The sequence below is a fragment of the Chryseobacterium sp. 2987 genome (assembly GCF_031456375.1).
Lineage (GTDB): Bacteria > Bacteroidota > Bacteroidia > Flavobacteriales > Weeksellaceae > Chryseobacterium > Chryseobacterium vaccae.
Genome location: NZ_JAVDUN010000003.1, coordinates 228819 through 254156 on the forward strand (window position 1 = coordinate 228819; position 25338 = coordinate 254156).

The following is a 25338-nucleotide window of genomic DNA, read 5'->3' on the forward strand; positions in this document are numbered from 1 at the left end:
TAAAGCTGAGGACTTAGCCATGACAGCAGAAGAAATTGAAGAAGTTGTATTGAGAGGTAGGAAAGTTCAAAGCATTTACAATATTCTTGCTAGCACCAGAATTGGCTTTAAGAAACTGGGTATTGAAATTTTGTCTAAAGCGGATGGTTATCTTTTCAAGTGGAAAGAAAAACCTATATTCAAAGGAGATTTTAAAGAGGTAAATGCTTTCTGGAATAAGATTCTGAAACCTAGAATAGGAACAGGTACAGGAGGAATTTTAAAATATCTTGAAGTTCTTTCCAGAAGCATGATTGCTCAGGAGCATAGTATGTCTTGCGCTGCTGCATGTATCAGACAATTAGCTAAAGATCATGGAATAGAAATGACAGAAGCAGCAATAAGAAAACTAGCAGGTACTACGGAAGAATTTGGAACAATAGATTTAGGAATGGTTTTAGCTTTAGAGGATGTTTTCAAAGGTAAGAATATTGAAGCTCTTTCTTATTTTAAAAATACAGAGGAAGTAATGCCTGATATTTTAAAAAACATTTCTAAAGAAGGAAGCTGGCTAGCATCTATTCATCCATTAAATGGTCAAAAGCACGCTGTTATTGTAGATAAAATTATTGATAGTAAAGTTTACATTAGAGATCCATGGCCTATTGAAGGAATAGGTAAAGGAAATGGTGTAGAAGTTATTGTAAATCTAGATGATTTTGTCTATTCTTGGGTAAAAGCAGGGGCAAATAAATATAAAGTGAAATAAATTAATTATGGACTATAAAGAGATTTCAGAAAAACTAGAAGAATTAGGTTATGCCACTCAGTATCATAATCTTATTAATTCATTAACAGTTGGCATTCCAGAAAATGGAAATTTTAAGCTGGATTCAATATTTAGAATAGAGAAAAATGGTGATAAAATGAATGTTAATTATTTCACTGGGCAAATTCCTGTGAGAAAGAATTTAAAGCCATTGAAGACCTTCTTAAGTTTGTTAGACAAGTTTTTCCAATGCAAGAATAACTAATTTAATATTCTTAAACTGAACCATTCTTGAATTACAGTAAAGAATGGTTTTCTTTTTCATACATTATACATTCTCCCCCACTCAACACCCCCACTTATTCCTAACTCTCTGGAAAAAACTTTATAAAAAATAAATTTCAGAGAGTTTATTCTTACGTGATTGCCCCAAGAGAACACCCCACCTATGTTTGAATGGGGAAATACCCCTTATCTTTAATCCCCCAAAACGGATCCAAGTCTCTTCAGTTTTGAAGAGATTTTCTATCCCTTCATCTTCTTAAAAAGCAACCCAAGCTTATAAACATCAAGATATCTGAGACTGACATTTCCTTTTAAAAGAATTTTCTTTACCATCTTCAATCCTTTATTTCCTAAAAAGATTCTGATAAAAAAAGCAAACGGGGTTTTATAAAGCTGATAATACAATCTGACCAGTTTAACCTCTGCCAATTTGGACCTTAGACTGTCATCCTTGAGCATTTTAGCCAGGCTTTCTACAGATTCATCTACTTTTCCAAGATATACACTATTGCTTTCCAGATCATTATTGAGTATGGCATTATCAATATGGCTGATCTTTACTTTTTCAGATTTTAATTCCATAGCAAAAAGAAGATCTTCATACCCGTATTTTTGAAAATCAGGATTGAAATTCACTTTTTTAAAGATTTCTCTTTTAATGACAAAATTATTCGTCTGAAAGCTTAAATAAGGTTTATTCCGGCGCAGCCCAACCGGCAGATTTTCCCTTTCTACCGCAAACTTCCATCTCAGATAATGTTCAGGGTCTGAAGCCGTTTTTGGAGCATTTCTTCCGCCATAGACAACAGCAGTATCCGGATTTCCTTGTATAAAGCTTATATAATTCTTTAAGAAGTTTTTATCTGTAATCTTGCCGTCGCAGTCCAGAAACAATAGATACTCCCCTGCTGTATATTGATAAAAAAGATTCCGGATTCGTGATCTTCCTATATTTTCTTCAAGGAAAATAAAATTTTCCACCTCATTTTGAAGATTTTGATTAATTTCCCGGTAATGAATATCAGAAGCATCGTCAATCAGGATAATTTCGGCATCAATGTCATTTATTCTGATCTCATTATTCAAATCAGAAACAAGTTGGTGAACATCAAAATTATATACAGGAATACATACTGAAAGCATCATTACAGCTGGATTTTTTCAACAATCTTCTGAACATCAAGTTCTTCAAGACATGCCCAGTCTCCGCGGTAACATTCTTTATCACCAAAAACAGAACAAGGCCTGCAGGTAAGATCTTTAACCTGCACCACATCTTCTTCACGCTGCCCAAAGCCCAGAAATCCTGCATAAGGATGTGTTGCACCCCATACAGAAACACATCGGGTTCCCATTAAGCTGGCCAAATGCATGTTAGCAGAATCCATAGAAATCATCAGCTCCAGTTCTGAAATCTTATTCAGTTCTTCTTTAAGGCTTAATTTTCCTGAAAGGCTTTTAGTATTTGGAATTTCCCTTTCCCACTTTTCAAGGGTTTCTGTTTCTCTTTTCCCTCCGCCAAAAAAGTATATGGTGTGTTTTTGAGCCAATATTTTTGCCAGTTCATATGATTTTTCCAAAGGAAGCATTTTTCCTTTATGTTGGGCAAAAGGAGCAAAACCTATTCCCGATTTCGGACCTGGCGCTGGCCTCAGCTGATTGGAAAGCTGTACAGTAAAGCCCATATTACGGAAAACATCGGCATAACGCTCAACTGTCCTTTTCAATTGTACTTTATTCAGATTCCAGACATCGGTAAGCTCTTCTTTTTCTTCTTTTCCCTTATCTATTTTAAAAACTTTGAGCCCTCGCCTTCTGTAAATCCTGTCAAGGATCTTCGTTCTGATGACATCGTGAAGGTTAGCGATGAAATCAGGATTGAATTCTTTGATTAACTCATGGGCAAGCTTTCTTAAACCCAAAAGACCTTTATAATCATCCAGATTAATTCCTTTGAAAGTCACATTTGGAATTCCTGTAAATAAGCTTTCAAAATTCTTTCTGGAAACCATAATGATCTCCACATCGGGGTTCTGTTCCAGAAATTCTCTGAAAACAGGAGCTGTCATGGCAACATCGCCAAAAGCCGAAAAACGATATGCTAAAATTCTGGTCACGACTAAGACTTTAGCTGATACGCTACTGCATAAAATTTGATCTGTTTCGTCATGGCCATCAGCCCATTCGCTCTGGAAGGTGAAAGAAACTCCTGCAATCCGATCTCAGAAATAAATTCAAAATCAGAATCCAGAATTTCCTGTGTAGAATGACCACTGTAAATGCTTACCAAAAGAGAAACAATACCTTTTGGCAGAATTCCGTCAGAATCTGCATTGAAAAAAAGCTTTCCATCTTTGAATTCAGCATCAATCCATACCTTACTTTGGCATCCTTTAATCAGATTTTCTTCAGTTTTTTTGTCTTCCGGTAGCCCCTTCAATTCTTTTCCAAGATCTATGATATACTCATATTTTTGCTCCCAATCTTCAAGAAACTCAAATTCTCCGATAATTTCCTGCTGTTTTTCTCTAATGGTCATTTTTCACAAATTTCTTAATGCAAAGATACTAAATTTAGAAATTTTAAGTTTTTCTTAAGCTTTTATTTGAAATATTATGCTGATTAAAATCTGCAGACTCCCTAAGACCGGGATGCTTTTTCAAATACCTGCAGCAGTTTTACTTCCTCATTTTCCCAGCACAGAGCATCTGAAGCCTTTTCAAGCTCTTTCTGATAAGATATCCGTCCTTTATTTAAAACAATCTTTATTGCTGTGGCAATATTTTCAGGCTGGTGATCCTTAATAATCTCACCTACATCAAACAGGTTTCTAATATTTTTCATTTCAGGAAAACTGGTCAAAATTACAGGAACCCGGCTTTGAATATAATCCATCACCTTATTAGGCAGTGAATACAGATAGCTGTCTCCCCCATTCTCTTCAATACTCATTCCTACATCTGCCGTTATCGTAATCTTTCTCAAATCATCCGGGTTCAGCTTTCCTAAAAACTGAACTTTATTCTGAAGCTTTTCCCTGATGACAAGCTGTTCATATTCTTTTTTCTGAGGTCCGTCACCCGCAATCTTTAAAACAACCCCTTCCAGATGATGCATGGCCAGAATGGCTTTATCAATTCCGCGAAAAGGATTGATCACTCCCTGATACAAAAATATTTTAAGAGAGTTTTCCGGGATTTTTTCTGTGAAGTCTATTTTTCTCGGAGCATTCTGGATGACAACAGGGTTTACTCCGTATCTATTTTGAAACCACCTGGCATAGCTTTCGCTTGCCGTTATCATCATATCAAGCTTCGGAATGATGCTTTTCTCCAGGTACCTCCATAATTTTTGTGACATTTTGCCCTGAATGGCAGGCATTTCTGAAAAAATTTCATGACTGTCAAATATCAGGGGAATATTCAGCTTTTTAGAAAGAAGATAATTCGGCAGCAATGCATCCACATCGTTGGCATGAAGAATCGTATTGTGATCTGCTTTCTTTTTTAATTCACGGTACAATTTCCAGTTGAATTCAAAATAAGCCGTTTTTAAGCTGCTGGAAACTAAATGTATTCTGGAAAACGGGTAAGGACGTTCCATTTTTTCAGCCCCGTTCCAGTCATTTCCTATCAGTTCGAGCTGATATCCGTTCCCATATAAAGTTCTGCAAACCTTTTCTATACGCTGGTCTGTATATAAATTACTGAATGCAGAAGTGATTATTTTTTTCTTCATTATTTTTTATTTCCGATCATCAGATGGTAGATCTGTATAAAGCAGATCAATCCGTTCGGAATAATAACCGGCCAAAGCCATCCGTTATAGATACCATAAATAACAAAGCAGATACAGCCGATCATATTGACCACCCTAATTTTTCTTACATCTTTCAGAATGAAACTCAGTACGATAAAAACTGAAGCAGAATAACCGATATAGGTTGTGATATTGGAATCCATGGGGAAATTTTAAGGATCACAAACTTAATCATTTTCAATAAGATAATAAAATTTTTTCTGCCATAAAGTCATTAATTGTTTTTTGGTAAAATATTTGTAATTTAGATAATGAATAAATGGCACCGCAGCCTTTATTCTAATGAGATATATTATGGATTATAAGTTTTCACAAGGTTTGAGCCAGGTGTTCAAACAAAGCAAGAGCGAAGCTAAAAGGCTGAAAAGTGAATTTCTTAATACAGAACACCTACTTTTAGGTATTATAAAGACGGAAAACTCTGCAAAAGAAATCCTTCAAAACCTTAATGCGGATTTAACACAAATCAGAAGAAAAATTGAAACTCTAAATACAGCAAGTTTAAATCCTATTTCTGAGGAGGTTACCAATATTTCTTTCACTAAGATGGCAGATCATGCCATTAAACGTGCAGAGCTGGAATGCAGACAATATAAAAGCAATGAAATTAATACCGTTCATCTGCTCTTAGGCATTCTTTATAAATATGAGGACCCTACCTCCAACATTTTAGGAGCTTACGACATTGATTATGAAGGAGTTTCAAGAGAATATCAGACGATGCTTAAAAATTCCGGGCAGGCACCACAAATGAGTGCTTATGACGATGATGATGAAAGAGAGGAATTTGAGCAGATGAGAAAGCCTACAGGAAACTTAGGTTCAGCTAAAAGTAAAACGCCTACACTGGATAACTTTGGCCGTGACTTAACTTCTTTGGCAAGAGACGGAAAATTAGACCCTGTAATCGGACGTGAAAAGGAAATTGAGCGTGTTTCTCAAATCTTATCCCGTAGAAAGAAAAACAATCCGCTTCTTATCGGGGAGCCGGGAGTTGGTAAATCTGCAATTGCAGAAGGGTTGGCTTTAAGAATTCAACAGAAAAAAGTATCAAGAGTTCTTTACGGAAAACGTGTGATTACTTTAGACCTGGCCAGTTTGGTGGCAGGAACAAAATATCGTGGTCAGTTTGAAGAAAGAATGAAGGCTATCATGACGGAACTGGAAAAGAACCGTGATGTGATCCTGTTTATTGATGAGCTTCACACCATTGTAGGAGCAGGAAGTTCCACAGGAAGTTTAGATGCTTCGAATATGTTCAAACCTGCTTTGGCAAGGGGTGAAATTCAATGCATCGGAGCGACTACTCTGGATGAATACCGTCAGTATATAGAGAAAGATGGTGCTTTGGAAAGAAGATTCCAGAAAGTAATGGTGGAGCCTACTTCTATTGATGAAACGATTCAGATCCTGAACCAGATTAAAGATAAGTATGAAGAGCATCACAATGTAATTTATACTCCTGAAGCCATTGCAGCGTGTGTTAATCTTACGTCAAGATATATTACGGACCGTTTCTTACCGGACAAAGCGATTGACGCGATGGATGAAGCCGGTTCCAGAGTATATATTAAAAATATGAAAGTTCCGACTGAAATCATTGATTTTGAGAAAAAGATCGAAGATATCAAAGAACTGAAGCAAAAAGCAGTAAAAGCTCAGGATTATCTTGAAGCAAGAAAACTGAAAGATGAAGAAGAACGTCTTCAGATGGAACTGAATGCTGCCCAGGATAAGTGGGACAAAGATGTAAAAGAGAAAAAAGAAACCGTAACAGAAGAAAATGTAGCGGAAGTGGTTTCTATGATGAGTGGAGTTCCCGTAACGAAAGTGGGCAAAAATGAGCTTGATAAACTCGCTCAGATGGATGAAAAGCTTAACGGAAAAGTGATCGGACAGGAAGATGCTGTGAAGAAAGTGGTTAAGGCCATTCAAAGAAACAGAGCTGGTCTGAAAGATCCTAACCGCCCTATCGGAACATTTATTTTCCTTGGTACAACCGGGGTTGGTAAAACCGAGCTGGCTAAAGTAATGGCAAGAGAATTATTCGAATCTGATGAATCTCTGATCCGAATTGACATGAGTGAATACATGGAAAAATTCGCGGTTTCAAGATTAGTAGGAGCGCCTCCGGGATACGTAGGATATGAAGAAGGAGGTCAGCTAACAGAAGCTGTAAGAAGAAAACCTTATGCTGTGGTTCTTTTGGATGAGATTGAGAAAGCTCACCCTGATGTATTCAATATTCTTTTACAGATTCTGGATGAAGGCCACGTGACTGACAGCTTAGGAAGAAAGATTGATTTCAGAAACACCATCATTATCCTTACTTCCAATATCGGAACAAGAGATCTTAAAGATTTCGGAGATGGTGTAGGATTTGGTACTTCGGCTAAAAAGACTACTTCAGATTCAAGAGCGAGAAGCACAATTGAAAATGCCCTTAAAAAAGCATTTGCTCCGGAATTCCTGAACAGAATTGATGATATTGTGATCTTCAACTCTCTTGTACAGGATGATATCAAGAAAATTATTGATATTGAGCTGAACAAGCTTTACGGAAGACTGGAAAAACTAGGTTACAAAGTAGAACTTACTGATGAAGCTAAAGATTTCATCTCTGAAAAAGGATGGGATAAAGATTTTGGTGCAAGACCACTGAAACGTGCCATCCAGAAATACATTGAAGACCTATTGGCTGAAATGCTTGTCAACAAACAGCTTAATGAAGGAGAAACAGTAATTCTTGATCTGAATGAAGCGAAAGACGGATTGACCGGAAAGGCCTCAAAGCCTAAAAAAACGGCTGAAAAATCTTCTCAATCTTAAAAGTAGATAATTTAATCATAATGAAAAGCATCGGATTTTTCCGATGCTTTTTTGTTTTATTTTTTCGCTTAAATACCAATTCATGAATATTATTCGTTTTTGTTTTCCTATTTTTGTGAATAACTAACTAAAAACCACGAAATATCAAATAAATTATGAAATCAAAACATCTGTTTCTCATATTATTCCCTTCTCTTTTATACTCACAAAACTTTCCTTATCAAAGGGATTGGGCTACTTATTTTGGGGGGTTCAATACTGAAATTTCATCTATTTATGAAGACCCTGGCACTCATTCTATTACAGCAGATGGGATTTCGGGCCATGATGCAAATAATCCTGTGCAGCCTACCCTTTATTACAACCAGTTTGTTACTCCCGGAGGTCATCTTTTTACTCCTTCAGCAACACCGCCTTATACCAATGAATTTTACGCAAAGCTCTCTTCATCCGGAAATATGCTTCTTTCAGAATATCCCTTCACTGGAAAATATGTCCGCTTCAGAGACCAATCAGGAAATATCTATTATATTGAGAGAGCAGAATCAAACTCACCACCACTGCCTTCCGGAGTCTGGCTTCCCGAATCGGTAACAGATGGTGATACCATTCTTTCAAAATATGATGAAAACAACCAGCTTTTGTGGAAAACCTATATCCCCGGCGGAAGCTCATATACTCTGACAGACGATGAACAGGGAAATATATATATTACTGGTACAACGATCTGGCAGAACCTTGGAGATCCCGGAACATTTCAGCCTGCCTTCACCATTGTACCTGATATAAACGGCACATCACTAGCCAATTCTTATCTCGTAAAGCTTAATCCCCAAGGACAGAAAATATGGGCAACTTACACGCCTTCCAAAATCATTTACTGCCTCAATGCTTATGGCAATGATCTTTATATTGCAGGAAGCGATGATCTTGATGAAACGAGTTCTGTTCTTGCAACTCCAGGAGCTTTTCAATCAGAAAAATCAAAGCAGTTTTTTTCTAAAATTGACGGAAATACCGGAAAAAGGATCTGGGGGACTTATTATGGAATTCCTCAGACAGCATCCGGTCAGATTATTGGTATAAAAGCAACTTCTACCGGTATTTATATGGCAGGTATTACCGTAAATCTCAGCACCTATTATGCTACTTCGGGAGCTTATAAACAGCAGTCTACAGGCTGGCTTGATCTTTTCCTGACTAAATTCGATTCAAACGGAAAACGGGCATGGAGCACTTACCTGGGAGGAGACGACCTTGATTTTGTATCTTCCTACAACTTTCTTGATGTAAAAGATGACAAAATACTCATCGCAGGAACTTCGCAGGGAAGTCAGAACATAGCATCACCCGGAACTTTTGTTCCTACCAAGCCTAATCCGACAAGAGATGATGCTTTCTTTTCTATGTTTACCACTTCAGGATCACATCTTTTCACTTCTTATTATGGAGGATTTAATAATATGGAAAATGACGGATATCAATATCTTACAGATATTGGCTGTAAATTCTCAAAAAACACAAATGCATTCTACCTTTTTGGTAACACCGAAAACCCAAATGGATTCAGTTCAGCTAACGGACACCAGCAAAATATTATTTATCCGCCTACTGAAACCCGCGGAAAAGCAGGTTTTCTGGCTAAGTTCAGCTCAACGGTCCTTTCTACTGCTGAAGCCAACTCATCGAAGGATCTGATTCTTTACAACAACCCCAATAACGGAAATTTCAGTTTAAAAGGATCTGTTTTAGAAAAAGAATCCTATCTGATCAACATTTCCGATATGTCCGGAAGACTTGTCTATTCTGCCGCAACTTCAAAAAACAGGGAAGAACATTTCAGGCTTGCCGGTAAACTGGACAACGGCAGCTATCTCTTATCTGTCAGTAAAACAGATAAAACCCCCGTAAAAACCTTTAAACTGATCATTAAGAAATAGCAACAGGCACCGGAAAAACTCCCGGTGTTTTTTTGTTCTATAGCTCTTACAATAGGTTGAAGATTACATCCCTATTACAAAACCAATATTGGGAATCAGGCCGCTTGAAAATACGCTGGAATTTTCTTTCCATAAAACATTGTACATCAATCCGATCTGCATGAAAGAATTCCCTCCTATTCTCTGCATATAACCGCCTCCTAAGTACAAAGCCGTTTCTTCTTCATTGAATTTATAGTCGTAGTATTTATCTTTGTAATTGATAAAATAGTGCTGAAGATTGGCTCCTACATAGAATGATCTTGCAAAATAGTAATTGGCAAACGGCCCTACCCCGAACATTGTTGACCTGTAAAAGTCCGAAGTCTGCCAGGAAACACTTCCCATAACTCCCGCTTCCAGATCATTGGTAAGCCGGTATCCTACTCTGGGTGAAGCCTGCAAATAAAAAGCGCTGTTACTTCCGAAGCCCAGGCCAATTCCGCCCCCAAAGGTCCATTTATTGTTTTCCTGAGCCGGGGTACCTACTGAAATCTGTGAAAACGCAGGTACTGAGAGCATCAGCATCAGAGGAATAATAAACTTTTTCATATACTATTGTTTTTGTCAATGTTTAAAATTATGTTTTTTTTACGAATATTTTTAATTGTATTTTTGCCGGATCAAACTAAGGACTCCCGTTAAGAGTTCCGTAAAATTGAAATAGAATGAAAATAGTAGTAGGCCTCTCCGGAGGTGTAGATTCCAGTGTTACAGCATATTTGTTACAACAGCAAGGGCATGAAGTCGTGGCTTTGTTCATGAGGAACTGGAATGATGCGTCGGTAACTTTAGAGGATGAATGTCCCTGGATTGAAGACAGTAATGATGCGCTTATGGTAGCTCAGAAATTGGGAATTCCTTTCCAGGTTATTGATATGAGTGAACTCTACAAAGAGCGTATTGTAGATTATATGTTTGCTGAATATGAGAAAGGGAGAACCCCAAATCCTGATGTTTTATGCAACCGTGAGGTAAAATTTGATGTTTTTATGAAAACAGCAATGTCTCTTGGTGCTGATAAGGTCGCGACCGGACATTATGCCAGAGTCAACTCAACGTTTGACGAAAACGGGAAGGAAATTTTTCATCTTTTAGCCGGAAAAGACAACAATAAAGATCAATCGTATTTCCTATGTCAGCTGAGCCAGGATCAGCTTTCTAAGGCATTGTTTCCTATCGGGGAACTTACAAAACCACAGGTTAGGGAAATTGCAAAGGAAATCGGACTTGTAACCGCTGATAAAAAAGATTCTCAGGGCTTGTGTTTCATTGGAAAGGTAAGTCTGCCCCAGTTTCTACAGCAGCAATTGGTTCCAAAAGAAGGGGAAATTGTTGAAATTTTCAAAGATTCACCACTTTTTGCTGGTGAAACTCCTGAATTTTCCTCAAAACAGGAAGAGCTTGAATTTTTATCCCAGAAAATCCATTATAAAAAATCTGACGGAAAAGTAATCGGAAAGCATCAGGGTGCCCAGTTTTTTACGATCGGACAAAGTAAAGGCCTAGGTATAGGCGGGCATAAGGAAAGCTGTTTTATCGTCTCCAGAGATATGGAAAACAATATTCTTTTTGTAGGTGAAGGTCACAGCTTCCCGGGATTGTACAGAAAGGCATTAAAAATTGATAATTCTGAACTGCATTGGGTACGGGAAGACATGAAACTTCAGAACGGAGAATCTATGGAGGTAATGGCCAGATTCAGATACAGGCAGCCGTTGCAGAAAGCTGTTCTTTATCAGTTTGATGATGCTTTTTATATTGAATTTGATGAGCCGCAGTCGGCCATTGCAGAAGGACAGTTTGCTTCCTGGTATATTGGGGAAGAGCTGATTGGAAGCGGAGTTATTTCATAAAAAGAAAAATTTTTGATTTTTTTTGTAACGTATTCTATATTGTCATACTTACTCAGTAAATAACAATAAAAAATATCATTATGAAAACGACTTCAAACCATCAGTATGCTGCAGCCAATAGTGTTTTGCTATTCCTTGTATCTCTTTTATTAGGATACAATATTTACCAGGAAATTTACCACCCTGAAAAATCAGAGCTTTTTCTGTGTGCAGTGCTGGTAGCCATTACTGCCGCCATGATCAGGAGATACGGTCTTAAAACGGATCATGAAAATCAGAAGAAATCTTAAATCATATAACCCGAAGCAATCTGTTTCGGGTTACTTTTTTATTTTATTCTGAATAATCAGACCTTAGTCTTATGATTGACATGATACGACATAACAACCATTATGACAATAAATTCCAGGATCAGGATCATTACCAGAAAGCCAACCGGTTTTCCCAGGCTGATTCCTCTGACCAGTTTGATGATTCCGAGAATCAATATAAAAAAGATAAAATACAGTGAAGTTTTCAAAGTTGTTTCTCCCGATCGTTTTAAGAAAAAAGTGACGAGATAGGTTCCCAGTATCAGGATCAGGTAAAACTTCAGGAAGTCCGGACCTTTTGCCATTACCGGATTGAGGGTCTGATTTTCCGTATAAAGCCATATCAGGCCAGTAATTACCGGAACTAAATGAATGAATATATTTTTCATAGCTTATCATTTTTTTAACCACCACATCCGCCGCACCCCCCACAACCCCCGCCGCATCCTCCACCTCCACCGCAGCTGCTTCCTCCACAACTACCTCCGGCACTTCCATCATCTTTCCCTTTAGGATTTTCTCCATCGCTGCCAGAGAATAATGAAATGACAGATCCGAAAATAGTAACTCCCAATAGGGAAAAGAAGATCATTCCTAAAGTGCTCAGAATTTCTCCTAGGCAGGATGACAGTAAGAATGGGATCATAAACAACGGAAGAATCCTGAGTTTCCTTAACCAGTTTTTCCTGCTCTTTTCGGGTGTTTTTTCCTGCCAGATGTCTTCAGGAGCTTCTTTCTGAAAGATGGTTTTGTATTGGCTGAGGGTATCCAGAAACCAGTCCTGGTGTTTGCATTTTTCCTGTTGCCCGCCTTTTGAAGGATGATGATGAAGCTTTCTTCTGAGGATTTCAGGGCAAAATTCTTCCCAGTAATTTTGGGTGTAAATCAGATGCATATGCCATACTTTGTCTACAATCTTACTGGGTGAGGCGCCGTGAGGCAGAATACAGCACAAATAAATGAATTTCTTATACTCCTCTATTGCTTTTTTGGTGAAGTCCAGAGTCCAGTTTTCTTCTTTAGCCAGCTTTTTAGAAAAAGGGAAATCGGCATCGGAAGCATCTAATGAAAATCCCTGTAATCTGTTCCAGAGAGATTCGTCTTTTAATTGCATTGTTGTTTCCATTGTCTTTACTTTTATTTTTCTATTCAAATATCTTTTGATTTTGAAATATAAAAGTCTTTCAATAGTCTTTTTTAGTTCTGTAAAAATCTTAAATTAGTCTTATAAAATAAATTCATGAAAAAAGAAGATATCTTACATCTGGAAAAGCTAATGAATTTTTTAAGTCGTCATTTCTTAAAGAAAAATCATTGGGAGGATGTCACCAAGACCGAATGGGCCTATATCAGTGAGGAACTGAATGAACTGATCTCCGCCAGTCAAACAGAGAAGGGAATCAAAAAAGCACCGGATCTTCTTGGTCTGAATTATCTGTATGAGCACCTGATCATTAATAAACTAAAAAAGTACAGACACAATGAAAATGCAGATTTAAGCAGGCCGAACCTAGCTAAACTGAGCAGTATTGTCAAGGTTTTAGGATATTCAAATTATATTGACTTCATCAATTCCAATACGGAGGCTTTTAATTTTAATAACCTTAAAATCGATCTTAATAATGTCAGTCAGAATACAGCCCTTTTAGACCGTCTTATGGGCTGTTGGTATTCTTATAACAGGAATCTTCCGGAAAACCCTTTACAGGCAAAAGAAGAGCGCATCTGGCGTTCTGCAATGGAAATCTACAAATCTGAAACTACCGGAGAATACTTTATTGAAAGAAGCGGGGGCGACCATCACAAATATTTCGGAAAAGTTACCGCCTATTCAGACTATGTATTCATCATCATGAACAGCAATACCTTCATCCGTCAGCGGCATTTTATCTCAAGGATAAAAGATATCAAGGAAAAGCTCAAAAATCCAGACTATAAGCTCCATGAGTTGCATTTTATAAGTACATGTATCAGTTTTAATCAAGAGCCTATTGCTCTTTTTGAAATATTTCAGAAAGCTGACAGAAAGACTTTTATTTCAGACTCCGTCAGTTTTCCGATTGACAGTGATGAGATTCCCCAATCTATTATAAAACAACTTGAAGATACAGAATCTAACAGGATAGATTACAGATAACTATGTGTTCGTTTTTTAGCTTACCAACCAGTCTTTAAAATCTTTCACCCGGTCACGGCTGACCGTGATTTCTTCCTGCGGCTGAAACTCAAGTTCTACTTTATAATAAGGCGAGGTGTGAATATTTTTAATATGATCTGAATTGATGATAAACTGTCTGTTTGTCCGGAAAAATTTCTTTTCATCAAGGACATCCTCAAGCTCATCCAATGTAAAATCTGAAGGGTAAGTACGTTCTTTTGTCTGAAGATATACGATCTTATTTTCACTGAAAAAACAGCTTATTTCGTCGGTCTGTACGATCTTCAGATTATAACCTATCTTCACCAGAACTCTGGAAAGGGTAGACTTTTCTTTTCTGATAAGCTGTTTAATATCCTCTGAACCCGTTGTATTATCTGATGGAATAAATGATTTAAACTTTTCTACTGCTGTTGTAAGATCTTCATCCAGAATGGGTTTTAAAAGATAATCTATACTGTTCAATTTGAATGCTTTCAGAGTGTATTGGTCAAAAGCTGTGGTATAGATGATAAAACCTTTGGTAGGTACTTTTTCAAAGATATCGAAGGACAGTCCGTCACCCAGTACAATATCTGAAAAGATCAGCTGCGGATGTTCATTTTCTGAAAACCAGGCCACTCCGTCTTCTACCGATTCAATTTTAGCAACTACCTCAATTTCAGGAAAATTACTCAGCATACGTTCTAATTTCCTTGAAGCAGGTTTCTCGTCTTCGATAATGACAGTTTTGATCATAGATATTGAGTTTGGGGTTAAAATCCGGAATAAAATTAGAAAAAAGTAGAGAGAATCTAAAAATCAATTGATTTTTTATTGTTTTTAAAATGTTTTTCCACGATTCCTCTTTCCCATTGATCATCAAAAATAAATAAGTCAACGGCTTTTACAGTCAGGACTATTCCCCAAATGGTAAGCAGCAGAGAGCCTCCTGTTACTGAAAAATCAAGGGTTCCATACTTCATATATTTTCTAAGAAGAAGCACTCCGGCTACGATTGTAAACCATAAAAGGTTTTTATAAAATTTCTTTAGTTTTTCTACTCTTGTGTAGGCATTATTATAGTTCATGGCAGTACGTTTTTTTAGATTAAAATTGAGTTTATAATGTTTTGGTATTTCTTTTTTCTTCTTCCATTAATTGTCTGATCTTCTTTTCCTCCCAGTCTTTTCCAATTCCGAAAACGTTGACTGCATGAGCGGCGATTCCGATTCCCCATCCCAGTGCCGGCCAGAAAAACCATAAGTGATTAGGAGCAGTTAAAAGATTCAGAGCCAATAAAAAAGGAATAACCAGGCAGTATGAGGTAAGATTTCCGTAGAATCCTTTCAGTTCTTTTACTCTTTTAGATGCTTTTTCATAAGCAAGTGTCTCATTAGTGAATGATGTTGTTTCCATAATTTTCTGTTTTAAAGATTGATTTGTTATTTTGTTGAATCAAAGGTAAGGCGGAAAACCAGCCTGATTCAACTTTATATAACTGAACGGTAAATTATGGTGACTGAATGGTAAATGTAAGATACCAAAGACGAGATGGAAGTAGCTTTTAGTTATAAATATTCAAGGTCAAATTAAAATACAAAAAAAGAGATTGAAAACAGGGTATCATTTATTATTGATGATTTTCATAACTTCCCTCTTCCAGCTCCCTGTTACAAACCTGTTTAAATCTGAAATTATAATCCCGAACTAAAGTGATTTTTAATAGATAAACGGAATCAGTTTCTTTGTTTTTTTCCTGTACTCAATATATTCGTTCCCAAACTGTTCGATAAGAGCCTGTTCCTCAATTTTAATTCTGTAGGCAAAAGCAACGAACGGAGGAACAAAAGCCAGTATCAATGACAGCCAGTTGTCCAGATACAGCCCAAGACCTAACGATGTCAGCAGAGAAAAAGCATAAGAAGGATGTCTGAGGTATTTGTAAAATCCTTCTTTTTTGATTTTATGGTCCTGTTTTATCGTAACATCTACCGTAAAATACTTTCCTAATGACCTGATGATCACAAACCGTAAAATAATTCCGATAAGAATAAATGATTCTCCCAGATATAGAATCCAGTTTTTGCCGGTAATGGAAAAATTGGTGAGATTAGACACTGCTATTGAAACAGCAATAGAAAAAGGAATGGCCAGCCACAAAACATTAAGACTGGACTTATCTTTATCCTTCTGGTCATCTTTTGTAGATTTAAGGATTCTCTTGTAAAGAAATTCACTGAGAAACCATGCGGCCATTGAAACGTAAAATATAATTTGTAACGAATTCATATAGATCTATTTTTTGAGAAGGTAAAGCACGAAAAGGTAAAAGGACTAAAAAGCGATTTTTTTTTCCTTTTAGCCCTTATGTATTTCTATTTTTTCATTAATTCTTTGATCTTCTTTTCCTCCCATTTGCGCCCCAGCATAAATCCGGGAAAGAAAACGGTAAGGCCATAAAGTAAGATCAAAATCCCCCAGACAATGGGAACAACAAAATACTGTATTCTCCATATACTTTCACCTGGATTAAGATCTGTATAGTTTACGAACAGAATGAAGAGGTTTACAGCCAGATAAACAAATACAGACATATAAAAACCTTTCAACTTTTTTACTCTTTTCTCTGCTTCTTTATAGCGGATGCTGCTGGTATCTAAATGTTCCATAATCATTATAGATTTATTGTTGGTTTTGTTTTTCTAAAATTTCCCTGATTTTCCTGTCTTCCCAGTTCTTTCCTATCGCAAATACGCTCATTCCGTGGGCGGCAAGCCCTATTCCCCACCCCAGCATCGGAAAGTAGAACCAGATGTGTTTCGGATTGGTTAAAAGATTTAGAAGAATCAGGAACGGAATGACAATACAGTAAGAAATAAGATTGGCATAAAACCCTTTTATTTCTTTTACCCGTTTTTGGGCTCTTTCATAAGCTTTATCTTTATCTTCCGGCTGAATACTGACTACATTAGGCTTAGTAACCAATACCGGAAGTTTTACTTTAAAATAATCCCCGGATTTTTCTATAAATACATTTCTTTTGGTAAGCAGTGAATATCGCTGAACGATATTGGCAAGTCCAATTCCCGAACTCTCTTTGATCTGTTCTCTTACCTGGAGGTTATTTTCTATACACAAGGTGTCATGATCAGAAAATATTTTAATAGCCAGAGGTCTTGAAGAAGTGGCAAAATTATGTTTGATACAGTTTTCCAGCAAAAGCTGTAGTGAAAGCGGTACTACATACTTCCGGTAATCCTCTTTGTTGACTTCAAAAGTGAAGTCTACACTGTCTTCAAATCTGGTTTTTAAAAGTTCACAATAGGTTTTCGCAAATTCTATCTCGTCTTCCACCGTTACCAGCTCTTTATCTTTTTGCTCAAGTACATAACGGTATATCTTTGACATTGAGGAGGTAAACTTCTGAGCCTGCTGTGGGTTTTCATCAATTAAAGAACTCAAAACATTCAATGAATTGAAAAGGAAATGGGGATCAAGCTGGTTCTTTAAACTTTCAAATTGTGCGTTGGCCGACTTGGCAATCAATTTCTGCTCCACCACCTCTTTTTTGGAGGTTTTCTTCAGCTCATCTGCAAAGCCTTTCGCATGTAGAAAAGCAGAGATCAGAAGAGCGATATTGATCATGAACCAGTTCGTCAACCCATATTTATTAGAGAAAAAAACTTCTGGAGTTGCGGCCTTTTGAATCACGACAAAGTTCATGTAATTGCAAAAGTAAACCAGGATAAAATTACTTACTATAATAGAAATAATACTTAAAACAGCTCTGGTTCTGGTTGCTTCAGACCAAGGGAATCTTCTGTCCAGAAAATCACTGATCACCCCGTTTCCAATGCCAATCACAAAAGAATACATCCCTGAGATGAGCAGTGTGATGAAAAAGTTGTAAAAGGTCTTTTCAGAATTAAAAAACAGAAAGAAGAACAAGGCTGTCCCCAGCGATACCCAGAATAATATGATTAGATCTTTACGTTTCATGTTGGTTTTTTATTACTCCAAAATTAGTCCCTATTAAAGATATTAAAAATTATTTCTCACTGAAGGGTAGATTTCCCTTCCTGAATGGTATAAAAAAACCTTCATAGAATGAAGGTTAATTTTATTTGAGACAGGAATAAAGAATCTTTTATTAAAGATAATTTTTCATCCTTTTTTTATTTTACCGGCTGGCTGATAAAATATTCGGCTTCTGCTTTTCCCCAGTTCGGATCTAATGCTGATTTTGGAGTATATGCATTAAACTTTGCCAATGCTTCTTTAAACATCGTTACCCCTTTAGCTTTGCTTCCTCCGTATTGTTTTGGAGTAAAATATACATCTTCTGCTTTAATCAGGGCAATTCTAGGGTTTTCCGGATCCAGCTTTTCTGCGGCTTTCATTTCAGCTTCAGCAATAGCACCAGCTGTTTTATATCGCTGCTGTGGATTAACCATCATTCTTAATGAATAAGCCATTTTTCTAAGAAGGTGGGTTTCTGCATTATCTCCTCTTAATACCCCCGTAGCTCCAGCCAGATACTTTTCTGCTTCTAAGGCTGCATTATCAAGTTCCTTCAGTTTACCGTCTCTCATCAAAACTCTACCTTTTTGAATGTAAGCAAATGCAGCATAATATCCTGGAAGCCATTCTTTGGTTTCTTTGGCATTAATTCTTATAAAGTCATTGGCTAAAGCCTGAAAATCTTCGGCAGTTCTGCATGTTTCTATTTTGGCAATTTTTTCTGTCATTACTTTTTCATAATCGGTCTGAGCAAAAGCTGTTAAACTCATAAAAGCAAAAGCAAAACTTAATAGATATTTTTTCATTACATCAATTTTTAAGATTAATTATATTTTTATCAAAGATATGTATTTCGCAGAAAACATTGTATTATTACAATTTAATTCCCATTATTTTTATAAATTATTATTAATAGCATCCTGTGTTTTATCAACTCCGAAGCTGATAAATGCCCCTACAAAAACAAAGGTATTCACTGGCGGAACGACGGCCGAACTTCTTGCCCCGTCCACAGAAAAATTATATCCATAGACATTTTTCGCTCCCAAAACATTGGAAATACTCAATACAAAGACTGTGAAAGCTTTAGCGTCTTTTTTTCCGATGCTGGGAATATAATTAAAGCTCACGTTAAGTGCATTATAATCTTTCAGACGCCCTTCATTCCTTGTATAGTTAACAGCTCTTCCATCTTCAAAAGAAGAAACAATATCATAATAAGGCCGTCCTTTGGCATAGGTATAAGACAGATTTGCTCCCAGTTTCCACTCCGGTATGAATCTTTTTACCACAGCTGAAAATGTATGTTCTGCAGCAAATCCTGGTTTTAAACTGACCGGATAATTAAGGAAGTCTCTTTTGGAATCCAGAAACGAATAGGTAATCCAGTAATCAATGTTTTTAAATGTTTTATTGTTATCTCTCCAAAATAGCTCTATTCCTTTAGCATAGCCGTATCCATCATTATTTAAAGCCGATTGGGTCTGCTGATTCTGTGAATTTCCCTGTGTGATATTGAATGTTTTTATCAGCTGGTCATATTTTTTATAAAAGGCTTCAAGGCGCAGGGTTCTTCCTTCCGTTCCTCTCTGAAGCTGGAAGACATAATGCTGTGATTTCTGAAAACCCAGATCTGCAGGACCGTTGATATATTTGCTTTCCGGGTTCTGATAAAAGAGTCCGTAAGCTAAAGAGGTCGTCCAGCGGTCTGCAAGGCGATAGGCCAGCGCAAAACGGGGTGCTATATTATTTTTGTTCAGAAAAGAGGAATGCTCTGCTCTTACTCCGATTTTAGCGGATAATGCATTGCTGAATCCAAGATCTGTTTCTGCAAAAACAGAAGAGATAAGGTCTTTGTAATTCTTTCGGATGGCTTCAAAATTCAGTTTTTCATCCGTATTATTCAATTCAAACCCGGCTCTAACAGCGCTGATCCTGTTGATTTTCCGGTCAGCAACTGCTTTAAAATTAATGTAGTTGCCATCTGTCAGAAGTGTGGTCCGTCCCGATTCAACTTCATTTGTTTCTGTAGAAAAGTTAAGATCCGAACTGTTGAAAGAATAAGAAGTTCCTACATTCAGAAGGTATTTCCCGAATTTTTGTCTGAATGACAGATTATGATAGGTATTCTGTCCTTTCAATCTCACCAGTGAAAAATCATATCCGGGTTCCAGACTTTCTGATTTTACTCCCATTTTGTTGGAGGTATACATTCCGTAGTATTTTAAAATTCCTCCTGATTTTGTTTTAATTCTGAAATTAAAATTCCCGTCTAATCCTTTTGGAGCATCGATAAAATCTGTATTGAAGTTGAATACTTTCTGCATCAGGCTCAGAAGAGAATAACTGAAAGAAGCGCCATAAGAATGCTGCTGATCCTTCCCTAATTTTTGAAATCCTGCACTAACAAATATCGGTGAAATCCCGAAATCATATGAACTCTGATCCGGAAGATCAACACTTTCCAGCATCAAAACCCCTGAAAGCGCCTGTCCGTATAATGCAGAATATCCGCCGCTTGAAAATACATTTCCTTTGAACAGTGATGTATTGAACTGATCCCTTCCTGCAATTCCGGGTATGGAATTGGAAAAATAATTATTGATAAGGCTTCCATCCATAAAAATCCTGGATTCTGATGCCGTTCCTCCTCTGATGAAAAGTCCGCCTGTTTCTCCGACTTTCTGAACTCCCGGAAGATAATTTAATGCAGAAGAGATTTGTCCGTCCGCTCCCGCTATGGTATAGATATCTATAGGAGTAAGAAGTGCTGTTGCCCTTTTTTTATCACTGGCTTCGATAGAGCCCGCGGAAACAACTATAGCATCAATCTCACTGATCTGCTCTTTAAGTTCTGCATTGAAAGAGACATTCTGATTGTCAATAACAATAGCTTTTTCAGTCTCCTCATACTTTGGATGAGTAAACGTTAGTATGTGACTCCCTTTTTCTGAGGTTTCAAAAGAGAAATTACCCTCAGCATCGGTTGTTGTTCCATCGTATGTGTTTTTTAAGGTGACATTTACCTCACCTACTCCTTTATTTCTAAAGGTTACTTTTCCTGAAATTTTCACCTGGGAATATCCCGTTATAAAAGTGAGCAGAGCTATCAGAAACAGTATTTTATGTCCTTGTATTTTCATGGAATGTTGTTTTCTGAATCAAAAATAAGATGAAAAATACCTTCCTGTAAAAAATTTATTACTGAAAGGTATTCTTTTATTACTGAATGGTAATTAATGAACAGGAATGCAGAAATCCACGATCATTTTTCCTTCAGGATGTTCTTTAAAGTTAGAATGATAGATCTCAAACGGAAATGTTTTCCGCATTGAATAATGATGTTCATTCATCCATAAAAATAGGGAAACCCAGCATTGTTCAAAATCATTGAGAGTAACCTCCCCGCTTCCTACAATGAACTTTCCGGCCTCAATGGTTTCAGAAAAAATCTGTCCTTCCTGTTCTTTCAGCTTTTCTTCTAAAAGCATACATGCGTGAATCCTGACTTTTTCCGGTGGTGTTACTTTGAAGCTGTCATGATACACAGAGATCATTTTGATATTTTCTCCGGGAAATAGCCGTTTCTTTACAGCCCAGTCAAGCAACACATTATACGATGGCTCTACATTACTCAGCCCGAGGCTCATTACCGCAGCCAGATTCATTTCCGGCAGCTCTTTAACTTCAATTTTTAAATTCATTTTTGTCCAGTTTAATAGGTTTTCGACATTGCAAATGTATGGGCTGAAAACCGTATCAATTTGTCCATTCTTGCTTGGAACGTGTACAATCTTGTGAAAAGATGCAGGAGCAGATTTACGGAATTCTGAAGGAGACATCCTGTAATATTTTTTAAACGTTTTATTAAAAACCGAATGATTGGCAAAACCCAGTTCAAGGTAGATCTCCTTAATATCGAGGTGTTTGTGTACAGCCAGATAAAATGCGCTTTTTTCAGTTTTTTTCCTGAGAATATACTGTTGAAGTGTTTCACCTGTAATAAGCTTAAATATTCTATGGAAATGAAACGGCGAATAGGCGGCTACTTCCGCTATTTTTTCCAACGAAAGGTCTGTGTCAAGGTTATTTTCTATATACCAGATCGTTTTGATAATCCTCTTTTTATAATCTTCCAATTCAAAAAATACTAATTTGTAAAGGTATCAGAATAAAGAAAATTTAAGTTGTCTTTTATTGCGTTTTTTTAATTTCATATCCATCATTTTACTCTTCGTAGAAAGTAAAAAGAAAAAATTTAATTCTGCTATAAAATGCAATGTGCCTTTTTTTATTGGAGACAATTGTAAAAAACGATTGAAATCATAAAGCGCTTTGGAAAATCTTTTATACATTTATCATTAAAATCACTATAAATCATTTAAAAAATGAGAGGACAAACATTAGCATTATTAGCGGGATGTGCGTTTCTGGCAGCTTCTTGCTGTACAACGAAAACGTACTCAGTAAACGCTAAGAGCGGAACACAAACAGGCGGTACTGCCAAATTTACCCAGAAAGGAGATGAAGTTGTGATGAAACTTGAGGTAACGAATCTTACTCCGGGAATTCATGCTGTACATATCCACGAAAAAGGCGACTGTTCTGCCGCTGACGGAACTTCTACAGGAGGCCACTGGAATCCTGCCAAAGATGACCACGGAAAATGGGGAGCCGAGCATTTTCATATGGGAGATATAGGTAACCTGACTGCTGACCAGAGCGGAAAAGCCGTTTTAACCTTTAAGACCAATAAATGGTGCCTTGGCTGTACAGATGAGTCTAAAAACATCATCGGAAAAGGACTGATTGTACATGCAGCAGCTGATGACTTCCATACCCAGCCTACCGGAAATGCCGGCGGAAGAGTGGGATGTGTAGAAATTAAGTAATCTGTTATTCAATAAAAAAAGACCGCCGATCGATGATCGGCGGTCTTTTTTTATGTTATGATTTCATTCCCATATCGGAAACGATATTCATTGCTTCCTGCAGGTATGGATCTTTTTTAAGGTTTTTGATCCACATTTCAGATTTTTTCTTGAATGCTTCGTCTTTTTTCTCCCTTTCAATTTCATTTGGATACATCATGAATTTCAATCCGTTTTCAAATTTTGTTAAAGCTTTGAATTTCTCGATCTGAGATTTTCTCTGTTTCATCAGGTCATTGAATTTATTGATATTCAGTGTAATGCTTTCTTCTTTATCCAATTTTTCTCTCCATTGGGCTGATTCCAGCAATAATTGATAGTTGCTGTTTTTAGCCATTCTGTCAGCGCTTGCTTTTTCAAGAGCCTGGATATTGAAATAGTTCAGTTTCTGGTATTTGGTGGTAGGAATTTTATCCCATGCCAGCGCAAAATCATCATAACGCTCTCCTACTTCCGCGTAGGTAAAGAAGTCTTTCATCTGGATATCGGAAACAATTCCTTTTCTCTGGGTAGATTCTCCGGATATTCTGTAGAACTTCTGAATCGTCAGTTTTAAAGATCCGAAATCATCTTCTGTATTTAAGAATCTATTCAGGTCTACAAAGGTCTGCACAGTACCTTTTCCGAAAGACTGCGGAGAACCGATAATCATCGCTCTTCCATAATCCTGCATTACTCCGGCAAGGATCTCAGAAGCTGAAGCAGAAAGTTCGTTCTGCATGATGACAAGCGGCCCTGTCCAGATTGGTGTTTCATTTTTATTCTTTAAAGTCTGAATTTTTCCGTTTCCGTCTTTCACCTGAACATAAGGTCCGGCTTCCATAAACAGTCCCATAATATCCCCTACTTCTGTAAGAGAACCTCCTCCGTTGTTTCTAAGATCCAGAACAATTCCTTCAATATTCTGCCCTTTCAGCTTGATGATCTCATTTTTAATATCATCGGAGGCATTTCTTCCTTTAGAATCTTCAAAATCAGCATTGAAGCTTGGAAGATTGATAAATCCGTACTTTTTTCCGTTCGGAGAGTTCACAACAATACTTCTCGCAAAAGTATCTTCAATGGCTACTTCTTCACGAATCATTGTTACATCCTTGATGGTTCCGTCTTTCTTCTGAACCGTTAATGTCACAGGAGTTCCTTTTTCTCCTCTGATTAGTCTTACGGCTTCATCAGAAAGCATTCCTACAACGTTTACGGCATCATCTTTCGGCTTTGATTTTACTTTCAGGATCTTATCTCCTTCTGAAAGCTGTTTGGACTTCCATGCCGGAGCTCCGATTGTCAACGCTCCAAGATAAAGATTTCCTTTTTTCTCCTGGATAATGGCACCGATACCGATTACTTTTCCTGTAAACTGGGTATCAAAATCTTCTTTATCTTTTGGAGAATAATAATTGGTATGTGGATCGAAAACTTCAGTATAAGCGTTCATATACACCGTAAACCAATCCATTTTCTTTCTCTTTTTGAATCGGGTAAAGGTATCTTTTACCAGGTCTTTCACCTCATCTGTTGCTTTTTTGATCTTCTGATCCTGGGTAAGCACCTGAAGCTTAATGGTATCTTTCAATTTGAATTTCTGAACGGAATCTTTCTTCTCTTTCTGAGCTTCTTCCTTGCTGTTCATTGATTCAACTTCCTGAAGAATATTATACTTGATGTATTTTTTCCATTCATTATACTGTTCCTGCTTGGTAGTAGGGACTTTTTTTAATTTAGGCTCCAGGGTAAGTGCATCATCTTCCTGAAGATTAATTGGTTTGCTGAAGATGTCCTGAGTAATCTTATCTATCTCATCAACCCTTTGATATAGCCTGTCGATGGTAAGCTTATAGAAGGTAAGATCTCCCTGGTTAATATAATCATCAAGCTTTGTTTCGTGCTTGCTGAATTCGTCCATATCCGACTGCAGGAAATATCTTTTTGCAGGGTCTACCAGTTCGAAATAATGCTTATAAACGTCCTTCGAATAGGCATCATTAATAGGCTTTGGGCTGTAATGCAAATAAGAAAGTGTATTTTTTACGCTCACCATAATCGTCTGCATCTTTTCGTCATCATTCTTTGGCGAGTTGAAACAAAACATTAGACTTGTTAATGGAATCAGGAGTAAAAATTTATTCAGTTTGAAATTTTTCCACATAAACTGTCTTTATTTATTAATTTTTTTTTTAAAAATAAGTATTATAATTAGTAGCAGTAATTTTGGTCCTGTTACAAACGATCAAATTTAATACCTTATTTACAAATATCGAATAGTTTTCCCTTTTTTTATTAAAAGAAGAAAATAAATAATGAAACACCTTTTAATCATCTCCTGTTATTAGGAGCTTTGGTTGGAAATAAGGGAAACTCTCTTATTTCTTTCCGAATGTTTTTATAAAGGAAACCTCAATAAAAAGATACCACAAAAATGA

Annotated in this window: 26 protein-coding genes; 8 read left to right on the forward strand and 18 right to left on the reverse strand. The window is 36.9% G+C overall.

Annotation, left to right across the window (positions count from 1 at the left end; all coding sequences use genetic code 11):
* Positions 1–19: 19 nt before the first annotated feature.
* Positions 20–748, forward strand: a complete 729-nt coding sequence (locus tag J2Y40_RS10650; protein ID WP_153396917.1) for a cysteine peptidase family C39 domain-containing protein — start codon at positions 20–22, stop codon at positions 746–748.
* A 7-nt stretch (positions 749–755) separates the two neighbouring features.
* The gene (locus J2Y40_RS10655) at positions 756–1013 is read left to right on the forward strand and encodes a hypothetical protein (protein WP_309998859.1); all 258 of its coding nucleotides are present in this window, start codon (positions 756–758) and stop codon (positions 1011–1013) included.
* Positions 1014–1273: 260 nt separating this feature from the next.
* On the opposite strand, the gene J2Y40_RS10660 is transcribed toward J2Y40_RS10655, so the two are convergent.
* The 5 genes from J2Y40_RS10660 to J2Y40_RS10680 all read right to left on the reverse strand — a co-directional run bounded on the left by J2Y40_RS10660 (position 1274) and on the right by J2Y40_RS10680 (position 4995).
* Positions 1274–2179, reverse strand: a complete 906-nt coding sequence (locus J2Y40_RS10660) for a glycosyltransferase (protein ID WP_309998861.1) — start codon at positions 2177–2179, stop codon at positions 1274–1276.
* Positions 2179–3150 carry a glycosyltransferase family 9 protein gene (locus J2Y40_RS10665; RefSeq protein WP_231128701.1) on the reverse strand — a complete coding sequence of 324 codons (972 nt, stop codon included), beginning with the start codon at positions 3148–3150 and terminating at the stop codon, positions 2179–2181. The genes J2Y40_RS10660 and J2Y40_RS10665 overlap by 1 nt, the downstream gene beginning before the upstream one ends.
* A 2-nt stretch (positions 3151–3152) precedes the next feature.
* On the reverse strand, positions 3153–3572 hold the full coding sequence (locus J2Y40_RS10670; RefSeq protein WP_153396911.1) for a SufE family protein: 420 nt from the start codon (positions 3570–3572) through the stop codon (positions 3153–3155).
* A gap of 101 nt (positions 3573–3673) precedes the next feature.
* Entirely contained in the window at positions 3674–4771 is a 1098-nt protein-coding gene (locus tag J2Y40_RS10675; protein ID WP_309998864.1) for a glycosyltransferase, read from the reverse strand.
* On the reverse strand, positions 4771–4995 hold the full coding sequence (locus J2Y40_RS10680; protein WP_062700699.1) for a hypothetical protein: 225 nt from the start codon (positions 4993–4995) through the stop codon (positions 4771–4773). Before J2Y40_RS10680 ends, J2Y40_RS10675 begins: the two co-directional genes overlap by 1 nt.
* Positions 4996–5146: 151 nt before the next feature.
* On the opposite strand from J2Y40_RS10680, the gene J2Y40_RS10685 reads away from it, so the two are divergent.
* Both J2Y40_RS10685 and J2Y40_RS10690 read left to right on the forward strand, forming a co-directional pair.
* Positions 5147–7681, forward strand: a complete 2535-nt coding sequence (locus tag J2Y40_RS10685) for an ATP-dependent Clp protease ATP-binding subunit (protein WP_153396907.1) — start codon at positions 5147–5149, stop codon at positions 7679–7681.
* 155 nt (positions 7682–7836) lie between these two features.
* The gene (locus tag J2Y40_RS10690) at positions 7837–9621 is read left to right on the forward strand and encodes a T9SS type A sorting domain-containing protein (RefSeq protein ID WP_153396905.1); all 1785 of its coding nucleotides are present in this window, start codon (positions 7837–7839) and stop codon (positions 9619–9621) included.
* Positions 9622–9684: 63 nt separating this feature from the next.
* Here the strand turns inward: J2Y40_RS10690 and J2Y40_RS10695 are convergent, their stop codons facing one another.
* Entirely contained in the window at positions 9685–10212 is a 528-nt protein-coding gene (locus tag J2Y40_RS10695; RefSeq protein ID WP_309998867.1) for a hypothetical protein, read from the reverse strand.
* Positions 10213–10328: 116 nt separating this feature from the next.
* On the opposite strand from J2Y40_RS10695, the gene mnmA reads away from it, so the two are divergent.
* Together mnmA and J2Y40_RS10705 are read left to right on the forward strand one after the other, a co-directional pair.
* Positions 10329–11516, forward strand: a complete 1188-nt coding sequence (gene mnmA, locus J2Y40_RS10700; RefSeq protein ID WP_153396901.1) for a tRNA 2-thiouridine(34) synthase MnmA — start codon at positions 10329–10331, stop codon at positions 11514–11516.
* Between the two features lie 80 nt (positions 11517–11596).
* Positions 11597–11806, forward strand: coding sequence for a hypothetical protein (locus J2Y40_RS10705; RefSeq protein ID WP_153396899.1), 210 nt, complete (start codon positions 11597–11599; stop codon positions 11804–11806).
* A gap of 56 nt (positions 11807–11862) precedes the next feature.
* On the opposite strand, the gene J2Y40_RS10710 is transcribed toward J2Y40_RS10705, so the two are convergent.
* A complete protein-coding gene (locus J2Y40_RS10710; protein ID WP_153396898.1) occupies positions 11863–12216 on the reverse strand; it encodes a hypothetical protein in 354 nt (117 codons plus the stop codon).
* Positions 12217–12230: 14 nt separating this feature from the next.
* Positions 12231–12953: a hypothetical protein gene (locus J2Y40_RS10715; RefSeq protein WP_153396896.1), complete on the reverse strand. Its 723-nt coding sequence runs from the start codon at positions 12951–12953 to the stop codon at positions 12231–12233.
* A gap of 114 nt (positions 12954–13067) precedes the next feature.
* On the opposite strand from J2Y40_RS10715, the gene J2Y40_RS10720 reads away from it, so the two are divergent.
* The gene (locus J2Y40_RS10720; protein WP_153396894.1) at positions 13068–13964 is read left to right on the forward strand and encodes a hypothetical protein; all 897 of its coding nucleotides are present in this window, start codon (positions 13068–13070) and stop codon (positions 13962–13964) included.
* 15 nt (positions 13965–13979) lie between these two features.
* On the opposite strand, the gene J2Y40_RS10725 is transcribed toward J2Y40_RS10720, so the two are convergent.
* From J2Y40_RS10725 to J2Y40_RS10765, 9 genes are all read right to left on the reverse strand, one after another.
* The gene (locus tag J2Y40_RS10725; RefSeq protein ID WP_153396892.1) at positions 13980–14723 is read right to left on the reverse strand and encodes a LytTR family DNA-binding domain-containing protein; all 744 of its coding nucleotides are present in this window, start codon (positions 14721–14723) and stop codon (positions 13980–13982) included.
* 56 nt (positions 14724–14779) lie between these two features.
* The gene (locus J2Y40_RS10730) at positions 14780–15055 is read right to left on the reverse strand and encodes a 2TM domain-containing protein (protein ID WP_153396890.1); all 276 of its coding nucleotides are present in this window, start codon (positions 15053–15055) and stop codon (positions 14780–14782) included.
* A gap of 31 nt (positions 15056–15086) precedes the next feature.
* Entirely contained in the window at positions 15087–15383 is a 297-nt protein-coding gene (locus J2Y40_RS10735; RefSeq protein WP_153396889.1) for a 2TM domain-containing protein, read from the reverse strand.
* A 303-nt stretch (positions 15384–15686) separates the two neighbouring features.
* Entirely contained in the window at positions 15687–16256 is a 570-nt protein-coding gene (locus J2Y40_RS10740; protein ID WP_153396887.1) for an isoprenylcysteine carboxylmethyltransferase family protein, read from the reverse strand.
* 86 nt (positions 16257–16342) lie between these two features.
* On the reverse strand, positions 16343–16636 hold the full coding sequence (locus J2Y40_RS10745) for a 2TM domain-containing protein (protein ID WP_153396885.1): 294 nt from the start codon (positions 16634–16636) through the stop codon (positions 16343–16345).
* 13 nt (positions 16637–16649) lie between these two features.
* A complete protein-coding gene (locus J2Y40_RS10750; RefSeq protein ID WP_153396883.1) occupies positions 16650–17966 on the reverse strand; it encodes a 2TM domain-containing protein in 1317 nt (438 codons plus the stop codon).
* A 176-nt stretch (positions 17967–18142) separates the two neighbouring features.
* Complete coding sequence (locus tag J2Y40_RS10755) at positions 18143–18793, reverse strand: hypothetical protein (protein ID WP_153396881.1); 651 nt, start codon at positions 18791–18793, stop codon at positions 18143–18145.
* Between the two features lie 90 nt (positions 18794–18883).
* A complete protein-coding gene (locus tag J2Y40_RS10760) occupies positions 18884–21130 on the reverse strand; it encodes a TonB-dependent receptor (RefSeq protein WP_309998874.1) in 2247 nt (748 codons plus the stop codon).
* A 93-nt stretch (positions 21131–21223) separates the two neighbouring features.
* A complete protein-coding gene (locus J2Y40_RS10765; protein ID WP_309998876.1) occupies positions 21224–22126 on the reverse strand; it encodes an AraC family transcriptional regulator in 903 nt (300 codons plus the stop codon).
* A 249-nt stretch (positions 22127–22375) separates the two neighbouring features.
* Here J2Y40_RS10765 and J2Y40_RS10770 point away from each other — a divergent pair, with 249 nt between their 5' ends.
* On the forward strand, positions 22376–22879 hold the full coding sequence (locus J2Y40_RS10770) for a superoxide dismutase family protein (RefSeq protein ID WP_153396875.1): 504 nt from the start codon (positions 22376–22378) through the stop codon (positions 22877–22879).
* A gap of 55 nt (positions 22880–22934) precedes the next feature.
* Here J2Y40_RS10770 and J2Y40_RS10775 read toward each other — a convergent pair whose 3' ends face one another.
* On the reverse strand, positions 22935–25064 hold the full coding sequence (locus J2Y40_RS10775; RefSeq protein ID WP_153396873.1) for a carboxy terminal-processing peptidase: 2130 nt from the start codon (positions 25062–25064) through the stop codon (positions 22935–22937).
* Between the last annotated feature and the right edge of the window lie 274 nt (positions 25065–25338).